This window comes from Liberibacter crescens BT-1, from assembly GCF_000325745.1.
Lineage (GTDB): Bacteria > Pseudomonadota > Alphaproteobacteria > Rhizobiales > Rhizobiaceae > Liberibacter > Liberibacter crescens.
The window spans coordinates 307532-325000 of record NC_019907.1; the positions used below are offsets into that span (position 1 = coordinate 307532).

Here is a 17469-nt window from a genome sequence, read left to right on the forward strand (position 1 = left end):
GATGGTTCCTGGTTGTTTAAATTCTTTATATCCTAAGAATTTTCACTATGAGTTTATGGATTCCGTTTCCTCTACTAATAGCGAATGCATAAAACGTGCATTAGCTGGGGATAAAGGATTTTTATGGATTGTTGCTTCACGTCAAACAGGAGGGAGAGGACGTAGAAATAAAGCTTGGTTTTCGGAGCCTGGAAATGTTTATGCTTCGTTGTTGTTAATCAATTCTGGTTCTTCAAGTTTTTTGTTATCACTACCGTTTATTATTTCTTTGGCAGTTCAGGAAACTATAAAATCTGTTATGTCTCTTGGAGATTCTCGTGTTGAAGTTAAATGGCCTAATGATGTGTTAATTAGACAGCGTAAAGTAGCTGGAATTCTTATTGAAAGTGTAAATTTATTAAACCGCTCGCAAGCTATTGTCATTGGAATAGGTATTAATGTTTCTTGTTTTCCTGAAACTGTTGTTTATCCAGTTACTTCTCTTAAAGCTGAGGGTGCTTCTGTTGAGTTGGAAGATGTTTATGTGCATCTTTTCCAAAAAGTAGAAAAAATGCTATCCATGTGGGATCAAGGCCGTGGAAGGAACAAGATTATGAATCTTTGGCGCAATGCGGTGTATGGTATAGGTGAAATTATTACAGTGAATTTGCCTGATAGATCATTACGTGGTCGATTTGTGGATATTGATGATAATGGCTTTTTATTGTTAGAAATAGATAATGGAGATTTTGTTCAAATTTCTACAGGAGATGTTTTTTTAAAGCAAGATGAAAGATGAACATATGAAAAAGCACAAGGAACTGTTATTTTTGCCGCTTGGTGGCCTTGGAGAAATCGGTATGAATATGATGCTCTATGGATACGGGACGCCAGAAGAACGTGAATGGATAATGGTTGATTGTGGCGTTTCTTTTGCAGGAAATGATTTTCCTGGTGTTGATCTTATTTTCCCTGATATTAGTTTTCTTATCAATGAAAATCAGATCCTTAAAGCAATTATTATTACACATGCACATGAAGATCATTTTGGGGCTATTATTGATTTATGGTCTACTCTTGATGCACCTGTTTATGCATCTCCTTTTGCTATTGGACTTTTAGAAGCTAAACGCGCTTATGATCGTATTCCAATAGATATTCCTATAACTTCTTTTAAGGCTGGTGATTGTATTAATATAGGTCCTTTTTCAATTGAAGCAGTTCAAGTTAATCATTCTATTCCAGAATCAATGGCATTAATCATTAAGACGCCATTAGGGAATATTCTTCATACAGGCGATTGGAAAATAGATGATAGTCCAATACTTGGAGACGTAACTAATAAAGAGCGTTTTTGTGCATTAGGGGATGAAGGTGTTCTGGCTCTTATGTGTGACTCCACAAATGCAATGCGAGAAAATTTGGTTTTTTCAGAAAAAGATGTTGAAAAAAGTTTGTATAATATTATTAAAAGCGCTTCAGGACGTGTTGCTATTACTATGTTTTCGTCTAATGTTGGTCGAATTTGTACTATTAGTAAAGTTGCTAAAGATTTAGGTCGTAGTGTTTTGCTCCTTGGTTCTTCTCTTAAACGTGTTATTAATGTTTCTAGTGATATCGGTTTGATAGAAGACATTGATTCATTTGTTCCAGAAGAGAATTTTGGGGATTTCCCTCGTGAAAAGCTTGTTGTTATTTTGACCGGTAGCCAAGGTGAGCCACGTTCTGCTCTTGCAAAGCTAGCACGCAAGGAATTGCGTAATGTAGCTTTGGCATCTGGTGATGTGGTTGTATTTTCTTCTCGCGCTATTCCTGGAAATGAAACGGCGATAAATTCAGTAAAAAATGCTCTTATTGAACAAGGAATTCAGATTATTAGTGAAGATAAGGATACAGAATTTCCGGTTCATGTTTCTGGTCATCCATATCGTTATGAACTTCAGCAGATGTATAAATGGACACAGCCAAAAACAGTTGTTGCTATTCACGGGGAAGCTTCGCACTTAAGTGCTCAGAAGGAGTTGGCATTGAAATTTGGGGTTCCTAATGTGCCAAATGTACGTAATGGAGATATATTAAGGATTGCACCAGGGCCAGTTAAAGTAATAGATGAAGTTGTGCATGGGCGTCTTTTTAAAGATGGTTATTTGATTGGTGATCTTGAAGAGTTAGGGATTAGCAAGAGAAGAAAACTTTCTTTTGTTGGTCATCTAACGCTTAATCTTCTTTTAGATGATCTGTATGAGATTATTGGTCTTCCAGAAATTGTATCTGTTGGTTTGCCAACTTATGACAATAATGGTGAAGAGGTTAATAAATTTTTGTTAAAGATTGTTTTTAGTACAATTAAAAAAATACCATCTTTGCGACGAAGGGATTTTGAAATGTTGCGACGGGCGATATCTTCTGCTTTGCGGTCTAATATAAAGCAATTTTGGGGAAAGAAGCCATTAGTAACAGTGTTTGTTAACAGAGGAGTACGTAATTAAAAGTGCTGTATATAGTTGTTTTTGGATATTCAACTAAATTAGAGTAGCTTCTGTTCAGAAACTGGATTTAAAGTAGCTTAGAATAGTTACTGTTGATAATAGAGTTATTACAAGAACATTCAACAGATGATTGTGTTCATAAACTAGGAAACAAAGCATGCGTATGTCCAGGTATTTTCTGCCTATTCTTAATGAAAACCCTAGAGATGCAGAGCTTATATCTCATAAGCTTATGTTGCGGACAGGTATGATACATCAGCATTCAAGAGGTATTTATTCTTTTTTACCGTTAGGTAAAAAGGTTTTAGATAAGGTTAATTCTATTATTCGACGGGAACAAAATCGTTCAGGCGCCATTGAACTTCTTATGCCAACATTACAGTCAGCTGAATTATGGCAAGAAAGTGGTCGTTATGATTCTTATGGAAAAGAAATGTTGAGATTCTGTGATAGGCACAATAGAGCAATGCTTTATGGTCCTACTAATGAAGAAATGATAACGGATATTTTTCGATCTTATATTAAATCTTATAAAGACCTTCCATTAAATCTCTATCATATTCAAAGCAAATTTCGTGATGAGATCAGGCCACGTTTTGGTGTAATGCGTGCTCGTGAATTTCTTATGAAGGACGCCTATTCTTTTGATTTAACAAGAGAAAGTGCAGAACATTCTTATCATAAGATGTTTGTTTCCTATTTGCGGATATTTGATTGTATGGGATTAAAGCCAATAACTTTGCGAGCATCAACTGGTCCAATAGGAGGAGATTTAAGTCATGAATTTATTATTCTTGCAGAAACTGGTGAAACTGAGGTTTTTTGTTGTAAGGATTTTCTAGACTTTTCTATTCCAGTAGCGCAAACAGATTTTGATGACGTAGTTGCTTTAAAAAATATTGTTAATCAATGGACTTCTCTTTATGCTTCTACTTCAGATCTGCATGATGAAAGTATATTTAATGCTATTCCAGAAAAAAAACGTTTAATAACGCATGGTATTGAGGTTGGCCATATTTTTTATTTTGGTACAAAATACTCTGAAGCAATGAATGCTAGAGTTAAAGGAGTAGATGGTAAAGAGCATTTTGTTCACATGGGATCTTATGGAATTGGTGCAATGAGAATTATTCCTGCAATTATTGAAACTTCCTATGACAACAATGGTATCATTTGGCCTCCTTCTGTATCTCCTTTTGATATTTCGCTGATTAACTTAAAAGTGAAAGATAAGGAATGTAATGAAGCTTGTGAAAAGATTTATAATACACTCTCTAAATTTGGTAAGGAAGTATTGTTAGATGATAAAGAAGATGGAGCAGGGGCGAAATTTGCAACGGCTGATTTGCTTGGATTTCCCTACCAAATCATTGTTGGGTCTCAGTTTAATATGTATAAAGAAGTTGAATTAAAGAATAGAAAAACAAGTTTTAGAGAAAAAATGTCAGTTGAAGCTGTCATTAATTATTTAACACAGAAAATAAATAATGAAGAAGCCTAAGGTAGATCTATCGTGGAAGTGATTGATAAGATAGGTATTGAAAAAAAAATTTCTATTACAGGACCATTTTCTAAATTTGAATGGATGATTGCTTGGCGTTATTTACGTTCAAATCGTAATACAAAATTTATTTCGGTTATAGCAGGATTTTCATTCTTAGGAGTTATGCTTGGAGTTGCAACTTTAATAATAGTTATGTCCGTTATGAATGGATTTCGGTCAGATATAATTTCCCGTATTTTAGGCATTAATGGGCATATAATTGTTCAGCCGATAGATACAGCATTTAAAGACTATGATTCTTTTTCAAAGAAGCTTTCTTCTATTCAAGGAATTAAGCTCGCTATTCCTTTAGTGGAGGGTCAAGTATTTGCTTCTGGAAAAAGTATTGGAGGTTCTGGAGCTTTAGTGCGTGGTATACGTAAAGATGATCTCTTAAAGTTGAATATTGTTTCTTCTAATATTGTTTCTGGAAAATTAACCGATTTTTATAGTGGAGAACAAGTAGTTATTGGTTCGCGTCTTGCAGAAATTTTAGGGGTCTCAGTAGGAGATAAAATAAAGCTTCTGTCTCCTGAAGGAGACATTACCCCGTTTGGTGTTAATGCAAGAATAAAATCTTACTATGTATCTGCTATATTTCAAACACGGATAACGGAGTATGACAATGGAATGATTTATATGCCACTTAGAGATGCTCAGATGTATTTTAATTTTGGTGAAGAAGTTCCTTTGATAGAATTATTTCTTGATAATCCTGAGTATGTACAGGAAATTCGAATGGAAATTGAGAAAACAGTTAAAAGACAGCTTATTATTACTGATTGGCGCCAACGTAATCAGGTATTTTTCTCGGCGATGGAGACAGAACGTAATGTGATGTTTATTATATTAACATTAATAGTTTTTGTTGCTTCTCTGAATATTATATCTGGTCTTACGATGATTGTTACAGATAAAGGTAAAGATATAGCTATATTGAGAACTATGGGCGCTACTGCAGCATCCATTATGCGTATATTTTTTATTACTGGGGCTACTATTGGTGTTATTGGTACTTGTGTTGGTGTTTTGATGGGTATTCTTATATCATATAACATTGAAAAGATAAGACAGTTTCTTTCGTGGTTGTTTGGAACAGTAATGTTTGATCCAGAAGTTTATTTTTTAAGTGCATTACCTGTAAAGATTTCCTGGATCGAGACTCTTTTGGTGATTGTTATGACACTTGTTTTATCGTTCTTGGCAAGCATATTTCCTGCTTGGAAAGCATCTCATTTAGATCCTGTTCAGGCTTTGCGTTATGAATAGGAAAATATTATGATAACAGAATTTGCTTTAGAGCTTAAAGGAGTTATCTATAATTATAAACAGGAAGATAATTTTTTGCCAATTCTTCGAGGAGTTGATTTATCTTTAAAAAGAGGAGAGATAGTGGCTCTTATTGCTCCTTCAGGAGCAGGAAAGTCAACACTTTTACATATTGCAGGATTACTAGAAAAACCTGATTCTGGAGAGATAATTATTAATGGTAAGTCATGCATAGCGATGTCTGATAAAGAGAAAGCTTATTTTCGATGTACTCAGATTGGATTTGTCTATCAGTTTCATCATCTTTTAATAGAGTTTTCTGCATTAGAAAATATTATAATACCACAAATTATCGCGGGACTTTGTTATAATTCGGCATTTGAGCGGGCGCAGGAGCTTTTAAACTATATGCGCATAGGTAATCGCGGGAAACATAAGCCTTTTCAGCTTTCTGGAGGTGAGCAGCAGAGAGTTGCTATTTGTCGTGCTATTGCTAATGGTCCTTTAGTGTTATTAGCAGATGAGCCAACAGGTAATCTGGATCCACAGACAGCATTGCATGTGTTTGATGTTTTAGGAAGGTTAGTAAAGCAATCTGGTTTGGCTGCAATAATTGCTACTCATAACCATGAACTTGCTGCTAGGATGAATCGCCAAATAACAATCAAAAGTGGTATAATTGTAGAATTATAGAATAATTATAAATTCACTTTAGTTTTTTATGAATATTTTAATTTCTGCGCGAGCATCATATAGTTGACATCTGTATTTTGAGAGAGTTTCCACTTATTGCATAGGATGTTAAATGTTACACCAGTGCAATCTAAGATGTTCATATTATTTTCTAATAATAAATGATTAAGTTCTTCTGGAGTGACAAGTTTTTTATAATGATGGGTTCCTTTTGGTAGCCACTGTAATAAGTATTCAGCAGCAACAATAGCTAACAACATAGCTTTTAAATTGCGATTAATCGTAGATATAAACATTAATCCGTTTTTTCGTAACATAGAACAACATATCTGTATAAAGGAACTAATATTTACAACATGCTCTACAATTTCCATATTTAATATTACATCAAAAGTTTCTTTTGATGCAGCGAGATCTTCAGCATAACCTGTGCGGTAGTCAACGACTATTCCTTTCATACGAGAATGAGCTATAGCAACTTCAATATTTTTCGGGGAAGGGTCAATACCAATTACGTCAGCTCCCATTTCAGCTATAGGTTCTGATAGAAGTCCACCCCCGCATCCTAGATCTAGAACACGTAATCCTTTTAAGGGATAGATTTCTTGAACATTATATTTAAAATGATGTATTATTTTATTACGGATATATTCTATTCTTATTGGGTTAATTTTATGGAGCGGTTTAAATTTTCCTTGAGGATTCCACCATTCATTAGCTATATTTGAAAAGTGTTCAATTTCTGCGGGATCAATTGTAATATAGTCTTTAGATTTTGTCATAAAGGTGGTTCTTCTGGTATCATTTTTATAAAAATTGGTTAAGGATATATAATACTTGATAAGTTACATTAATATAGGTTCCATGTCTATTTTGGGTTAAAGTTTAAAAGATATATGTCAGTATTTTATGTTTGTTGATTGTATATAATTTGTATTGGATATTAGGGTATGGCGCGTATCGTGATGAAATTTGGTGGTACATCTGTATTGGACATGGAGCGTATTCGTAATGTATCCTTACATGTAAAGCGTGAAGTAGATTTAGGGAATAAAGTTGCAGTTGTTGTTTCAGCTATGGGTGGGAAAACTGATGAGTTGGTTTCTTTATGTCATCAAGCTTCATCTTCGTATGATGCTTGTGAATATGATGTAGTTATTTCTTCAGGAGAACAAGTAACTTCTGGACTTCTTGCAATTATTCTGCAGTCAATAGGTATTGATGCTCGTTCGTGGCAAGGTTGGCAAATACCTATTCTTACAGATAGTGTACATGGATCAGCGCGTATTTTAGATATTGATAGTTCAGAAATTATAGAGCAAATTGAAAAAGGTAAAGTTGCTGTTATTGCAGGATTCCAAGGGCTTAGCATTGATAGACGTATTTCTACACTTGGTCGAGGAGGATCTGATACTTCTGCAGTAGCATTGGCGGCTGCTTTAAAGGCAGATCGCTGTGATATCTATACTGATGTTGATGGTATTTATACAACTGATCCACGTATAGATCCAAAAGCCAAGCTTATGAAGCGGATTTCATTTGAAGAAATGTTGGAAATGGCTTCGCTTGGAGCCAAGGTATTACAGGTACGTTCAGTGGAATTGGCGATGCTTCATAAAGTACGTATTTGTGTATGTTCAAGCTTTAAAAAAGTTGATGAGGTCTATAAAAATGATGTGCAGGATTTTCCTGGAACACTCATTTGTAGTGAGGAAGAAATAATGGAGCATGAAGTTATTACTGGTATTGCTTATACTAAAGATGAAGCGCAAATTTCTTTAAGGCGTCTTTTAGATCGACCAGGAGTTTCGGCTTCTATTTTTAGTCCTCTTGCAAAAGCTAATATTAATGTTGATATGATTGTGCAGAATATTTCTGAAGATGGCAAACACACAGATATGACGTTTACTACTCCCTCATCAAGTTTAGAAAAAGCTCTTGAAGTTCTTAAAAATAATAAGGATACTATTGGATATGATATTATTCAGTATGAATTCGGTCTTGTGAAGATTTCTGTTATAGGAGTTGGAATGCGTAGTCATGCAGGGGTTGCAGCTGCTTTTTTTCTTTGTCTTGCGGAGAAAGGAATAAACATTAAGGCAATTACTACATCTGAAATTAAAATTTCTGTTCTCATTGATAGTGTTTATACTGAATTAGCTGTAAGAGCTTTGCATTCTTGTTATGGTTTGGATGTCGAATAACTTATGGTGACGCTGGTTTTTTATTGAAATAACTATCGTTATTAGATCCTTTCAAGTTTAAAACACTCTTCTAGGGAGAGTGAAAATGATAAAAAAACTACATGTAGAACATAGGGATGTTCTTAAGCGACTTCGTGCTCTAATAGTTGAACCTCTTGATTATCAAGAGCGCCTGAATAGGCTTGTTAAGCAGATTGCTGAAGATATGGCATTCCACGTATGTTCGATATATGTATTGTCTCCGGATGGTCTTCTTGAGTTATATGCTACAGAAGGACTTAATAAAGATGCTGTTCATAAATGTAAACTGAAAATAGGTCAGGGACTTGTCGGCAATGTAGCTGCTTTTGCACGTTCTCTTAATACTTCTGATGGTCAATCTCATTCTTCTTTTTTCTATTTACCTGAAACGGGAGAAGAAATGTTTCATGGTTTTTTAGGTGTACCTATTTTGCGTGTTGGGCGATTACACGGGGTTCTCGTTGTCCAGGATAAAGATGAACGTATATATAATGACGATGAAGTTGAGATCATTGAAACCATTGCAATGGTATTAGCTGAAATGATTGCTGTACATGAACGTGAGGTAGACAAGTCAATTGAACAAAAATCTTTGCATTCAGTTTCTATAGACGGAAGCCCTTATAATGGAGGAATTGGTTTCGGTAATGTTTTATTACACAATCCAAGGGTTTTTGTACGTAACCTTCTTAATGAAGATCCAGAAAAAGAGGTCTCTCGGCTTGGGCAGGCTATAGGTAATTTACGTATTTCTATAGATCGCATGCTTTTACGAGGTGATATGTTAAGGGAAGGAGAGCATCGCGATGTTCTTGAAAGTTATCGCATGTTTGCGAATGATCAGGGGTGGCTAAAAAAGATAGAGGAAGCTATTCGCAATGGCTTAACAGCAGAGGCGGCAGTTGAAAAAGTTAATAATGATTATAAAGTTCGTATAATGCGATTTAATGATCTTCATAATAAGGAACGTATTTATGATTTTGAAGATTTAGCGAATCGCTTATTACGTCATTTGATAAGAGATGATAATCATTCTTCTAATAGTCCTGTACCTTCGAATGCTATAATTTTTGCGCGTTCAATGGGTGTTGCTGAGCTTCTTGATTATCCTAATTCTCAGATTAAAGGTCTCGTTCTTGAAGAAGGTACGATTACAAGTCATGTTGTTATTGTTGCTCGTGCTATGGGTATTCCAGTGGTAGGGCAAGTAAAGAGTGCGGTAGCACTTGCTGAAAATGGCGATTCTGTAATCGTTGATGGTGATGAAGGGCGTGTTTACTTGCGTCCTTTAAATGCGCATCAACATGATTATGTTGAAAAAGTACATCTCCAAGTTCAACTTCGGGAGCAATTACAGCAATTAAGAGATGTGGTACCAATTACAAAAGATGGCAAGCGTATTACATTATTAATAAATGCCGGTTTATTATTAGATATGCCGCATCTTATTGAATCAGGTGCAGAAGGTGTAGGTTTATTTCGTACAGAATTACAGTTTATGCTTGCATCTAATTTACCAAGAGTAAACGAACAAGAAGTATTTTATCGTAGCGTGATCCGTCAAGCTAAAGGGAAGAAAGTTACTTTTCGTACGTTAGATATTGGAGATGATAAGGTTGTTCCTTATTTCCACTTAAGAAAAGAAAGTAATCCGGCTCTTGGCTGGAGAGCTATTCGATTAACTCTTGATAGGTCTGTATTGTTGCGTACTCAATTTCGAGCGCTTTTAAGGGCTTCTTCAGGGAATGAATTAAGAATCATAATCCCTATGGTTACAGAAGTTTCTGAGTTGCGTTCTGTTCGTGAATTTTTGCGTAGAGAAATAAATAATCTTTCAAAATTTGGTTATGAATTACCAGTTAAATTACAGTTTGGTGCGATGATTGAAGTCCCTGTTTTATTATGGCAATTAGATGAACTGATGACGGAAGTGGATTTTGTTTCTGTTGGTTCCAATGATCTTTTCCAATTTTCTATGGCAGTTGATCGTAATAATCCCAGAATTTCTGAACGGTTTGATTTTTTAGGGCGTCCATTCTTAAGGATACTTCGTGATATTGTACAAGCTGGTGTTCGTAATAATACACACGTAAATTTGTGTGGGGAAATGGCTGGTAAACCTATTTGTGCTATGGCGTTGATTGGTATAGGGTTTCGTTCTATTTCGATGTCTCCTGCTTCTATTAATTTGGTTAAGGCAATGTTATTAAATTTAGATGTTTGTAAATTGGAGAAATTATTAGAAAATGAGTTGAATGATCAATACCATAGTACAAATATGCGTGATATTTTGTCACGTTTTGCAATGAATGAAAATATACCTTTGTAGTTTTGAGAGTTTTTAGATTTGTTCCTTCTGCCTTTTGAGAAAATTCATGAGTTAAAAAGCCGTCTCTCTGAGATTGAAATGCGTATGTCTGGATCTCTTCCTGTTGAAGAATACATAAAATTGAATTCAGAATATGTAAATATAAAGCCTATAGTTGAGAAAATAGATTCTTATGATCAAAAAAAAGAAGAAGAGAAAAATCTTTTATCTGTCCTTTCTGATCAGAATATAGATCAAGAACTGAAAGAGTTGGTTGAAATTGAACTTTGTGAGATAGAAAAACAAAAAGAAATCCTTGAGAACGAGATCAAATATCTTTTGTTACCTAAAGATGCGGATAACGAAAAGAGTAGTATCCTTGAAATACGTTCTGGAACGGGTGGTTTAGAAGCTGCTTTATTCGTAGGGGATCTTTTCCGTATGTATGAACGCTATTCTTCATTACGTAAGTGGAAAGTTGAATTGCTGTCAGCGAGTGAAGGAGACGCAGGTGGGTATAAGGAAATTATTGCAGCAATTTCTGGACAGGGTGTTTTTTCTAGATTAAAATTTGAGTCTGGGGTGCATCGTGTGCAGCGTGTGCCAATGACAGAAGCAAGCGGAAGAGTTCATACTTCAGCAGCAACGGTGGCTGTTTTACCAGAGGCCAAGGATGTTGATATTGATATTGCTCCAGAAGATATTCGTATTGATACTATGCGGTCATCAGGAGCTGGAGGTCAACATGTCAATACTACAGATTCAGCGGTAAGGATTACACATATTCCTAGTGGAATAGTGGTTACTTCTTCTGAAAAATCACAACATCAGAACAGATTGCAGGCTATGAAAGTATTAAGAGCTCGTCTCTATGATATAGAGAGAAGACGTTTAGAAAGCGAAAGATCCGCTAAGCGTAAGGCTCAAGTTGGTTCAGGAGACCGTTCTGAGCGTATTCGTACTTATAATTTTTCTCAAGGTCGTGTTACTGATCACCGTATTAATTTGACGCTTTATAAACTTGATCGCATGTTGGAGGGTGATATTGATGAGATGATTGATGCTTTACTTGCGGAACATCAGGCAGAAATTTTAGTTAGTCTTGATAAATAACTTTAAATATAAAAATATGCCCAATACAGTTAAAGACTGTATGGTATCGGTTGGGCGTTTTCTTGAAGCAGCAGGCTTTAATAATGGAATGATAGAAGCTCGCATTTTATTATCTAGCTTAACAGGGTTTTCTTTAGCTCAGATTATAGGGTGTCCAGATACTGTTCTAGAAGATAAGTTCTTATCTGTTTTAGAAGAGGCAATTTACCGTCGATTAAAGCGTGAGCCTATTTATCGTATTCTTGGATGGTGTGAGTTTTATGGATTGCGATTATTTCTTTCTCCCGAAACTCTTGAACCTCGGCCTGAAACAGAATTGCTTGTAAGTAATGTTTTACCATATCTTCAACGAATAATTTCTAGAAAAGGCTTTGCGCGTATTCTTGATTTAGGAACAGGAACTGGTGCAATTTGTCTTGCATTATTAAAGGAGTGTCCATTATCTGAAGGAGTAGGTGTTGATATTTCTTTTCAAGCACTGAAGTTTGCAAAAAAAAATGCTATTATCAATAATGTTCAGGACCGTTTCTCAGTGATTAAAAGCAATTGGTTTTCCAGGGTTAAGGGATGTTTTGATGTTATCGTCTCAAATCCGCCCTATATTGCTTCTAACCTTATTGAAACTCTTGAGCCTGAAGTAAGAAAATTTGATCCACTTATTGCTTTGGATGGTGGGTTAGATGGTTTGTATCATTATCGTATTATTGCTGATAGTGTTGTTAAGCACTTGGAAAAAGATGGTATTTGTGCGGTAGAGATTGGTTATAATCAAAAGGTAGACGTTTTGCATGTTTTTGAGAATCATAAATTATCCTTGTTACAAAATATTCAGGATTATGGAAAAAAAGATAGAATATTGATATTCATTCCTAACATTAGTTTGTAAGCTAAAGGTATTATAGGTTATAAGTTTGTATTTAAATCAAGATCAAAAGCCTTGATTATAATTAAGATCTAATAAGATTCTTTGTGAAAATTCGGTTGTTGAGGGGGTAGATAACTGTTTGTTCATATAATATATTCTATTTGTTTATATTGAGTATTTGTAGATAGTAACTTGGTTTTAATGTCTACCCTTGATAAATTATATGGAATTTATGAGCTTTGGAGGTGCCGTAAGTTTCCAAGCAACGTGTTGTTCTTGAATCCCTTGTTTTTGGGTATGAATCGGTTAATCGAATTGGGCTTTTAGATATAAATTAACAATAAAAATATAGAAATTCAGGTGAATGATAAATGAGGCCAGGACAACAGCAGCATAAGCGTAGTCGCGGGCGTAGCTCGAATAACAGCAACAGTGGAAATTTTAATCGTAAAAATCTTAATCCACTAACGCGTAGTTATGATAGCTCCGGCCCTGATATAAAAATTCGTGGAACCGCTCAGCATATCGCTGAAAAATATTCAGCGCTTGCTCGCGATGCAATGAGTGCAGGTGATTATGTAATGGCAGAGAATCATTTTCAGCATGCAGAGCATTACAATCGTATTATTGCCATTGCTCAATCTCAAATACATGAGCGGATAAAACGTGATGAACGTGTAGATTCTTTAGAAAGTGAAGAAAAAAGATCATTGGGGTTAGAGAATGAAGTAAACCATTCGGAAGTTGAATTGGTAGAACCTATATCTATTTTGCCAATAACAGAAAAAAATAAAATGATTGAAGCAAATAGCCCTCAGCCGATAATTGAAGGATTTTCTTTTGAAGTTTCTAAAGCAGAAAAAGAGGTTCTTACGAAAAGGGTTACTAATATGCGTCGCCGTAAATCTGTAGTTAGGTCATCCAATAAATCTAATCAAAATAGCTCATCAGAAAATTCTGAAATGGGTTCTTCTGTTGAAGAAAGTTCTGTTTTGGAAGTATGATATCCAAATAATAAATTTTTGACTTATTTCTTTTAAATATGCATATAAATAATTATTTTATGTTTATTGTTTTTCTCTAAAGGGTAGTGCGTATAAGTGTTATTTTATTGAGAGAAGAGAGTAAGAAAAGAGAAAAGGATAAGGTTTTATGGATATAGCTAAATATTCAGAGCTTGTACGTAGTTATTTACAGACTTCTCAGACTTATGCTTTAGAACAAGGACATCAACAACTTATTCCAGAACATATTTTGTATGTTATGCTTGAAGATTCTCAAGGAATGGCATCATTACTAATAGAACGTGCTGGTGGTGATATAAAAAAATTAAGCACTTGTAATAAGGCCATACTTTCTAAATTACCTAAAATTACAGGAAGTGACGTTCAGGTTTATATTTCTCAAAATTTAGTAACTCTTTTTTCCAAAGCGGAAGAAATTTCTAAAAAAGCTGGAGATAGTTTTGTAACTGTTGAGAGGCTCTTGCTGGCGATGGCATCTCCAAAGAGTTCTTTAGCTCAATTGCTTAAAGATTCTGGAATAACCTTTGATAATCTTAATAAAGTGATTAATGAGATAAGAAAAGGGCGTGTTGCGGATTCAGCTAATGCAGAAGAACGTTTTGATTCTTTAAAAAAATATGCAAGGGATCTCACAGTAGAAGCCAGGGAAGGAAAGCTTGATCCTGTAATAGGTCGTGATGATGAAATACGTCGTACGATTCAAGTTTTATCTAGAAGAACAAAGAATAATCCTGTCCTTATAGGAGAGCCTGGTGTTGGAAAAACTGCTATCGTTGAAGGTTTGGCGTTGCGTATTATTAATGGTGATGTCCCTGAAACTTTGAAAGATAAAAAATTGATGGCGCTAGATATGGGCGCTTTAATTGCAGGCACAAAAATGAGAGGAGAATTTGAGGAAAGATTAAAGGCTCTTCTTAATGAAATTCAGTCCGAGAATGGCGGTGTTATACTTTTTATTGACGAGATGCATACATTAGTTGGTGCTGGTAAGGCAGATGGTGCTATGGATGCTTCTAATTTGCTTAAGCCTGCTTTAGCGCGTGGTGAGCTTCATTGTATCGGTGCTACAACATTAGATGAATATCGTAAGCATGTAGAAAAGGATCCGGCTCTTGCTCGGAGATTCCAATCTGTAATAGTTGATGAGCCTACTGTTGAAGATACGATATCTATTTTGCGAGGCCTTAAAGAGAGGTATGAGCAACATCATAAGGTTCGGATTTCAGATTCTTCTTTAGTTGCAGCAGCAACTTTGTCTAACCGTTATATTACCGATCGCTTTTTACCAGATAAAGCTATTGATTTGATGGATGAAGCTGCTTCTCGTGTTCGTATCCAGGTTGATTCTAAGCCTGAAAAACTCGATGAATTGGATCGTCGAATTATACAGCTTAAAATTGAAAAAGAGGCTTTAAAGAAGGAAAGGGATTCTTCTTCTGCAGATAGGCTTAACATTTTAGAAAAAGAGCTTGTTACTTTAGAAGAGCAAGCTCATATTTTAACGGTGCGTTGGCAAGCCGATAAGAGAAAGCTTGTTTATGCCGCTGATCTTAAAAAGCGTTTGGAAGCTATGCGTAATGAGCTAGCTATAGCTCAACGTAATGGGGAATTTCAGCGTGCTGGAGAGCTTTCTTATGGTTTGATACCAGAGTTGGAAAAAGAGTTAAAAGCAGCTGAATCAAAAGATAATGAGACGTCAGCTATGATTCAGGAGGTTGTAACAGCGGATAATATTGCTAGCGTTGTTTCACGGTGGACAGGTATCCCTGTAGATAAGATGTTGGAAAGTGATCGTGCTAAATTTCTTAGTATGGAAGATGAACTTGCCAAGTCAGTAATTGGTCAAGATATCGCTGTTAAGGCCGTTTCAAATGCGGTACGTCGTTCTCGAGCTGGTTTGCAAGATCCTAATCGCCCTTTAGGGTCATTTATTTTTCTTGGTCCGACAGGTGTTGGTAAAACTGAACTTACGAAGACTTTAGCAAAATTCATGTTTGATTCTGATTTGGCTATGGTTAGGATTGATATGTCTGAATATATGGAGAAGCATTCAGTAGCGCGTCTTATTGGTGCTCCTCCTGGTTATGTTGGGTATGAAGAAGGGGGATCATTAACTGAAGCTGTTCGTAGGCGTCCTTATCAAGTTATATTGTTTGATGAAATTGAAAAAGCCCATTCCGATGTATTTAATATTTTGCTTCAGGTGTTAGATGAAGGAAGGCTCACAGATGGCCAGGGTCGTACTGTGGATTTTCGTAATACAATGATTATTATGACCTCTAATTTGGGTGCAGAGTACTTAGTAGAGGCTAATGATGATGATATTGATCAAAAATTGCAAGATCAGGTAATGGAAGTGGTGCGATCTTCTTTTAGGCCTGAGTTTTTAAATCGTATTGATGAAATTATCTTGTTTCAGCGTTTGCGTAAGTCAGAAATAGGAAAAATTGTAAACATTCAACTTAATAGGATTTTTTCTCTTCTTTCAGAGAGAAAGGTCTCCATACATTTAGATAGCCAAGTGATCGATTGGTTGTCTGAACGCGGCTATGACCCTGTTTATGGTGCTAGGCCTTTAAAAAGAATTATACAAAGATATGTTCAGGATCCGTTAGCTGAAAAAATTCTATCTAATAGCATCCCGGATGGTGCATCTATTAAAGTTTCTGTAGGATCAGATCGGCTTAATTTTCAAGTTTTCGATTCAACATATGAAAATTCTAAGGAGGAATTTTCAACAGCTTAGTTTTTTATCTTTTTTATTAAGCTAATCAACCTAACGACTTGCTAATTTTCTTGATTTTTCTCCGTTTTTTATGAGAGCGTTAATTCTTTTTACTTCTGATTTGAAATGATTAAGGAATTTTGTAGGTACAGGGTCCCCTCCTGGTAGTCTAATTTTTGTAGAGTCTACTTTGGTTTGGTTCACAATTAATTCATAATGTAAATGCGGTCCTGTTGAAAGTCCAGTTGTACCAATCCAGCCAATCACTTGACCTTGTTTAACACGTCCTCCTACTTTAATATTTTTTGCAATGTTATTTTGATGATTATAAGAAGAAAGATATCCATTGCCGTGTCTAATTATTGTTTGTTTCCCATAACCACCTGCCCAGCCTGCTTTTTCAACAACACCATCTCCGACAGCAAGAATTGGGGTACCGCGTGGTGCTGCCCAATCTACACCTGTATGCATACGGGTATACCCTAAGATTGGGTGAACTCGTGCGCCAAATCCAGATGTTATTCGTGCTCCTGGAACTGGACTGCGAAGTAAAAATGGTCGTATTCTTTTTCCATTTTCGTCGAAGTAATCAATCGATTTATCTTGAGGATTTTGAAAACGATAAAAATGAGTTTGAGTATTCCCGCAATGAACATTTGCATAGAGCAACTCAGATTCGGATGTATCAGTAAAAAATACCTCAATATAATCACTTTGCTTTAATTGAGACTTCAAATCAACACTGTTTGCTAAGAGCTTGATGATTAATTGTACAAGATTGTTATTTAATCCAGACGATAGTGAAGAACGCCAGACAGCGTCATAAATATTGGGCAAATCCATGTTTGAAGGAAGGATAGGAGTAGTATCATCATCTAAGCTAAGCTTACTAGCAGGTTCAGAGCCTATAACAAATTTACCATTATCGTTAAGTGCAACTGTAAGAATGTGTTTTTCTGATTCGTAAATACTTACCCGAATTATTTTTGCATGCTCACCTTTTTCAATGGTAGCAATTCTTAATATGTTGCCTTTTTTTAATTCAGTAAAGTGAAGTTGTTCTTCCAAAGTTTTTATGACATCCTTAGTGTCAATAGTTGCATATCCTGCATTCGCTATAGCATTGGCAATTGTAATATTGTTGGGAACTCGAATTAAATTGTCAGTTAAATCAGAAGTATCTGGTGTTGACATTTGAGAAGCTGTAATGGTTTTATTTTCTTCAATAATTCGTG

General features: G+C 35.5%; 13 protein-coding genes (1 of these 13 running past the window's edge). 11 read left to right on the top strand and 2 right to left on the bottom strand.

Annotated elements, in window-relative coordinates; translation table 11 throughout:
- The first annotated feature begins 1 nt into the window (after position 1).
- From B488_RS01355 to B488_RS01375, 5 genes are all read left to right on the top strand, one after another.
- Positions 2 to 778, top strand: coding sequence for a biotin--[acetyl-CoA-carboxylase] ligase (locus B488_RS01355; RefSeq protein ID WP_015272691.1), 777 nt, complete (start codon positions 2 to 4; stop codon positions 776 to 778).
- 4 nt (positions 779 to 782) lie between these two features.
- Complete coding sequence (locus B488_RS01360) at positions 783 to 2468, top strand: ribonuclease J (RefSeq protein ID WP_015272692.1); 1686 nt, start codon at positions 783 to 785, stop codon at positions 2466 to 2468.
- A gap of 157 nt (positions 2469 to 2625) precedes the next feature.
- On the top strand, positions 2626 to 3969 hold the full coding sequence (gene proS, locus B488_RS01365; RefSeq protein WP_015272693.1) for a proline--tRNA ligase: 1344 nt from the start codon (positions 2626 to 2628) through the stop codon (positions 3967 to 3969).
- Positions 3970 to 3981: 12 nt separating this feature from the next.
- Entirely contained in the window at positions 3982 to 5280 is a 1299-nt protein-coding gene (locus B488_RS01370; RefSeq protein WP_015272694.1) for a lipoprotein-releasing ABC transporter permease subunit, read from the top strand.
- A gap of 9 nt (positions 5281 to 5289) precedes the next feature.
- The gene (locus B488_RS01375) at positions 5290 to 5973 is read left to right on the top strand and encodes an ABC transporter ATP-binding protein (protein ID WP_015272695.1); all 684 of its coding nucleotides are present in this window, start codon (positions 5290 to 5292) and stop codon (positions 5971 to 5973) included.
- A 26-nt stretch (positions 5974 to 5999) separates the two neighbouring features.
- On the opposite strand, the gene ubiG is transcribed toward B488_RS01375, so the two are convergent.
- Positions 6000 to 6755 carry a bifunctional 2-polyprenyl-6-hydroxyphenol methylase/3-demethylubiquinol 3-O-methyltransferase UbiG gene (gene ubiG, locus B488_RS01380; RefSeq protein WP_015272696.1) on the bottom strand — a complete coding sequence of 252 codons (756 nt, stop codon included), beginning with the start codon at positions 6753 to 6755 and terminating at the stop codon, positions 6000 to 6002.
- Between the two features lie 168 nt (positions 6756 to 6923).
- On the opposite strand from ubiG, the gene B488_RS01385 reads away from it, so the two are divergent.
- From B488_RS01385 to clpB, 6 genes are all read left to right on the top strand, one after another.
- Complete coding sequence (locus B488_RS01385; RefSeq protein ID WP_015272697.1) at positions 6924 to 8177, top strand: aspartate kinase; 1254 nt, start codon at positions 6924 to 6926, stop codon at positions 8175 to 8177.
- A gap of 88 nt (positions 8178 to 8265) precedes the next feature.
- The gene (gene ptsP / locus B488_RS01390; RefSeq protein ID WP_425277614.1) at positions 8266 to 10527 is read left to right on the top strand and encodes a phosphoenolpyruvate--protein phosphotransferase; all 2262 of its coding nucleotides are present in this window, start codon (positions 8266 to 8268) and stop codon (positions 10525 to 10527) included.
- Positions 10528 to 10545: 18 nt separating this feature from the next.
- Positions 10546 to 11619, top strand: coding sequence for a peptide chain release factor 1 (gene prfA, locus B488_RS01395; RefSeq protein ID WP_015272699.1), 1074 nt, complete (start codon positions 10546 to 10548; stop codon positions 11617 to 11619).
- A 16-nt stretch (positions 11620 to 11635) separates the two neighbouring features.
- A complete protein-coding gene (gene prmC, locus B488_RS01400) occupies positions 11636 to 12505 on the top strand; it encodes a peptide chain release factor N(5)-glutamine methyltransferase (protein WP_041770955.1) in 870 nt (289 codons plus the stop codon).
- 350 nt (positions 12506 to 12855) lie between these two features.
- Positions 12856 to 13488: a DUF4167 domain-containing protein gene (locus tag B488_RS01405; protein WP_015272701.1), complete on the top strand. Its 633-nt coding sequence runs from the start codon at positions 12856 to 12858 to the stop codon at positions 13486 to 13488.
- Positions 13489 to 13636: 148 nt separating this feature from the next.
- Positions 13637 to 16255: an ATP-dependent chaperone ClpB gene (gene clpB, locus B488_RS01410; protein ID WP_015272702.1), complete on the top strand. Its 2619-nt coding sequence runs from the start codon at positions 13637 to 13639 to the stop codon at positions 16253 to 16255.
- A 30-nt stretch (positions 16256 to 16285) separates the two neighbouring features.
- Here clpB and B488_RS01415 read toward each other — a convergent pair whose 3' ends face one another.
- On the bottom strand, positions 16286 to 17469 hold the 3' portion of the coding sequence (locus B488_RS01415) for a M23 family metallopeptidase (RefSeq protein WP_015272703.1). It continues 583 nt past the right edge of the window; only the last 1184 of its 1767 coding nucleotides appear in the window; its start codon lies off the right edge, out of view; the stop codon is at positions 16286 to 16288.

Coding starts and splice junctions, on each gene's coding strand:
- B488_RS01355 (WP_015272691.1), top strand. CDS start 2: ATGGTTCCTGGTTGTTTAAATTCTTTATATCCTAAGAATTTTCACTAT.
- B488_RS01360 (WP_015272692.1), top strand. CDS start 783: ATGAAAAAGCACAAGGAACTGTTATTTTTGCCGCTTGGTGGCCTTGGA.
- proS (WP_015272693.1), top strand. CDS start 2,626: ATGCGTATGTCCAGGTATTTTCTGCCTATTCTTAATGAAAACCCTAGA.
- B488_RS01375 (WP_015272695.1), top strand. CDS start 5,290: ATGATAACAGAATTTGCTTTAGAGCTTAAAGGAGTTATCTATAATTAT.
- ubiG (WP_015272696.1), bottom strand. CDS start 6,755: ATGACAAAATCTAAAGACTATATTACAATTGATCCCGCAGAAATTGAA.
- B488_RS01385 (WP_015272697.1), top strand. CDS start 6,924: ATGGCGCGTATCGTGATGAAATTTGGTGGTACATCTGTATTGGACATG.
- prmC (WP_041770955.1), top strand. CDS start 11,636: ATGCCCAATACAGTTAAAGACTGTATGGTATCGGTTGGGCGTTTTCTT.
- B488_RS01405 (WP_015272701.1), top strand. CDS start 12,856: ATGAGGCCAGGACAACAGCAGCATAAGCGTAGTCGCGGGCGTAGCTCG.
- clpB (WP_015272702.1), top strand. CDS start 13,637: ATGGATATAGCTAAATATTCAGAGCTTGTACGTAGTTATTTACAGACT.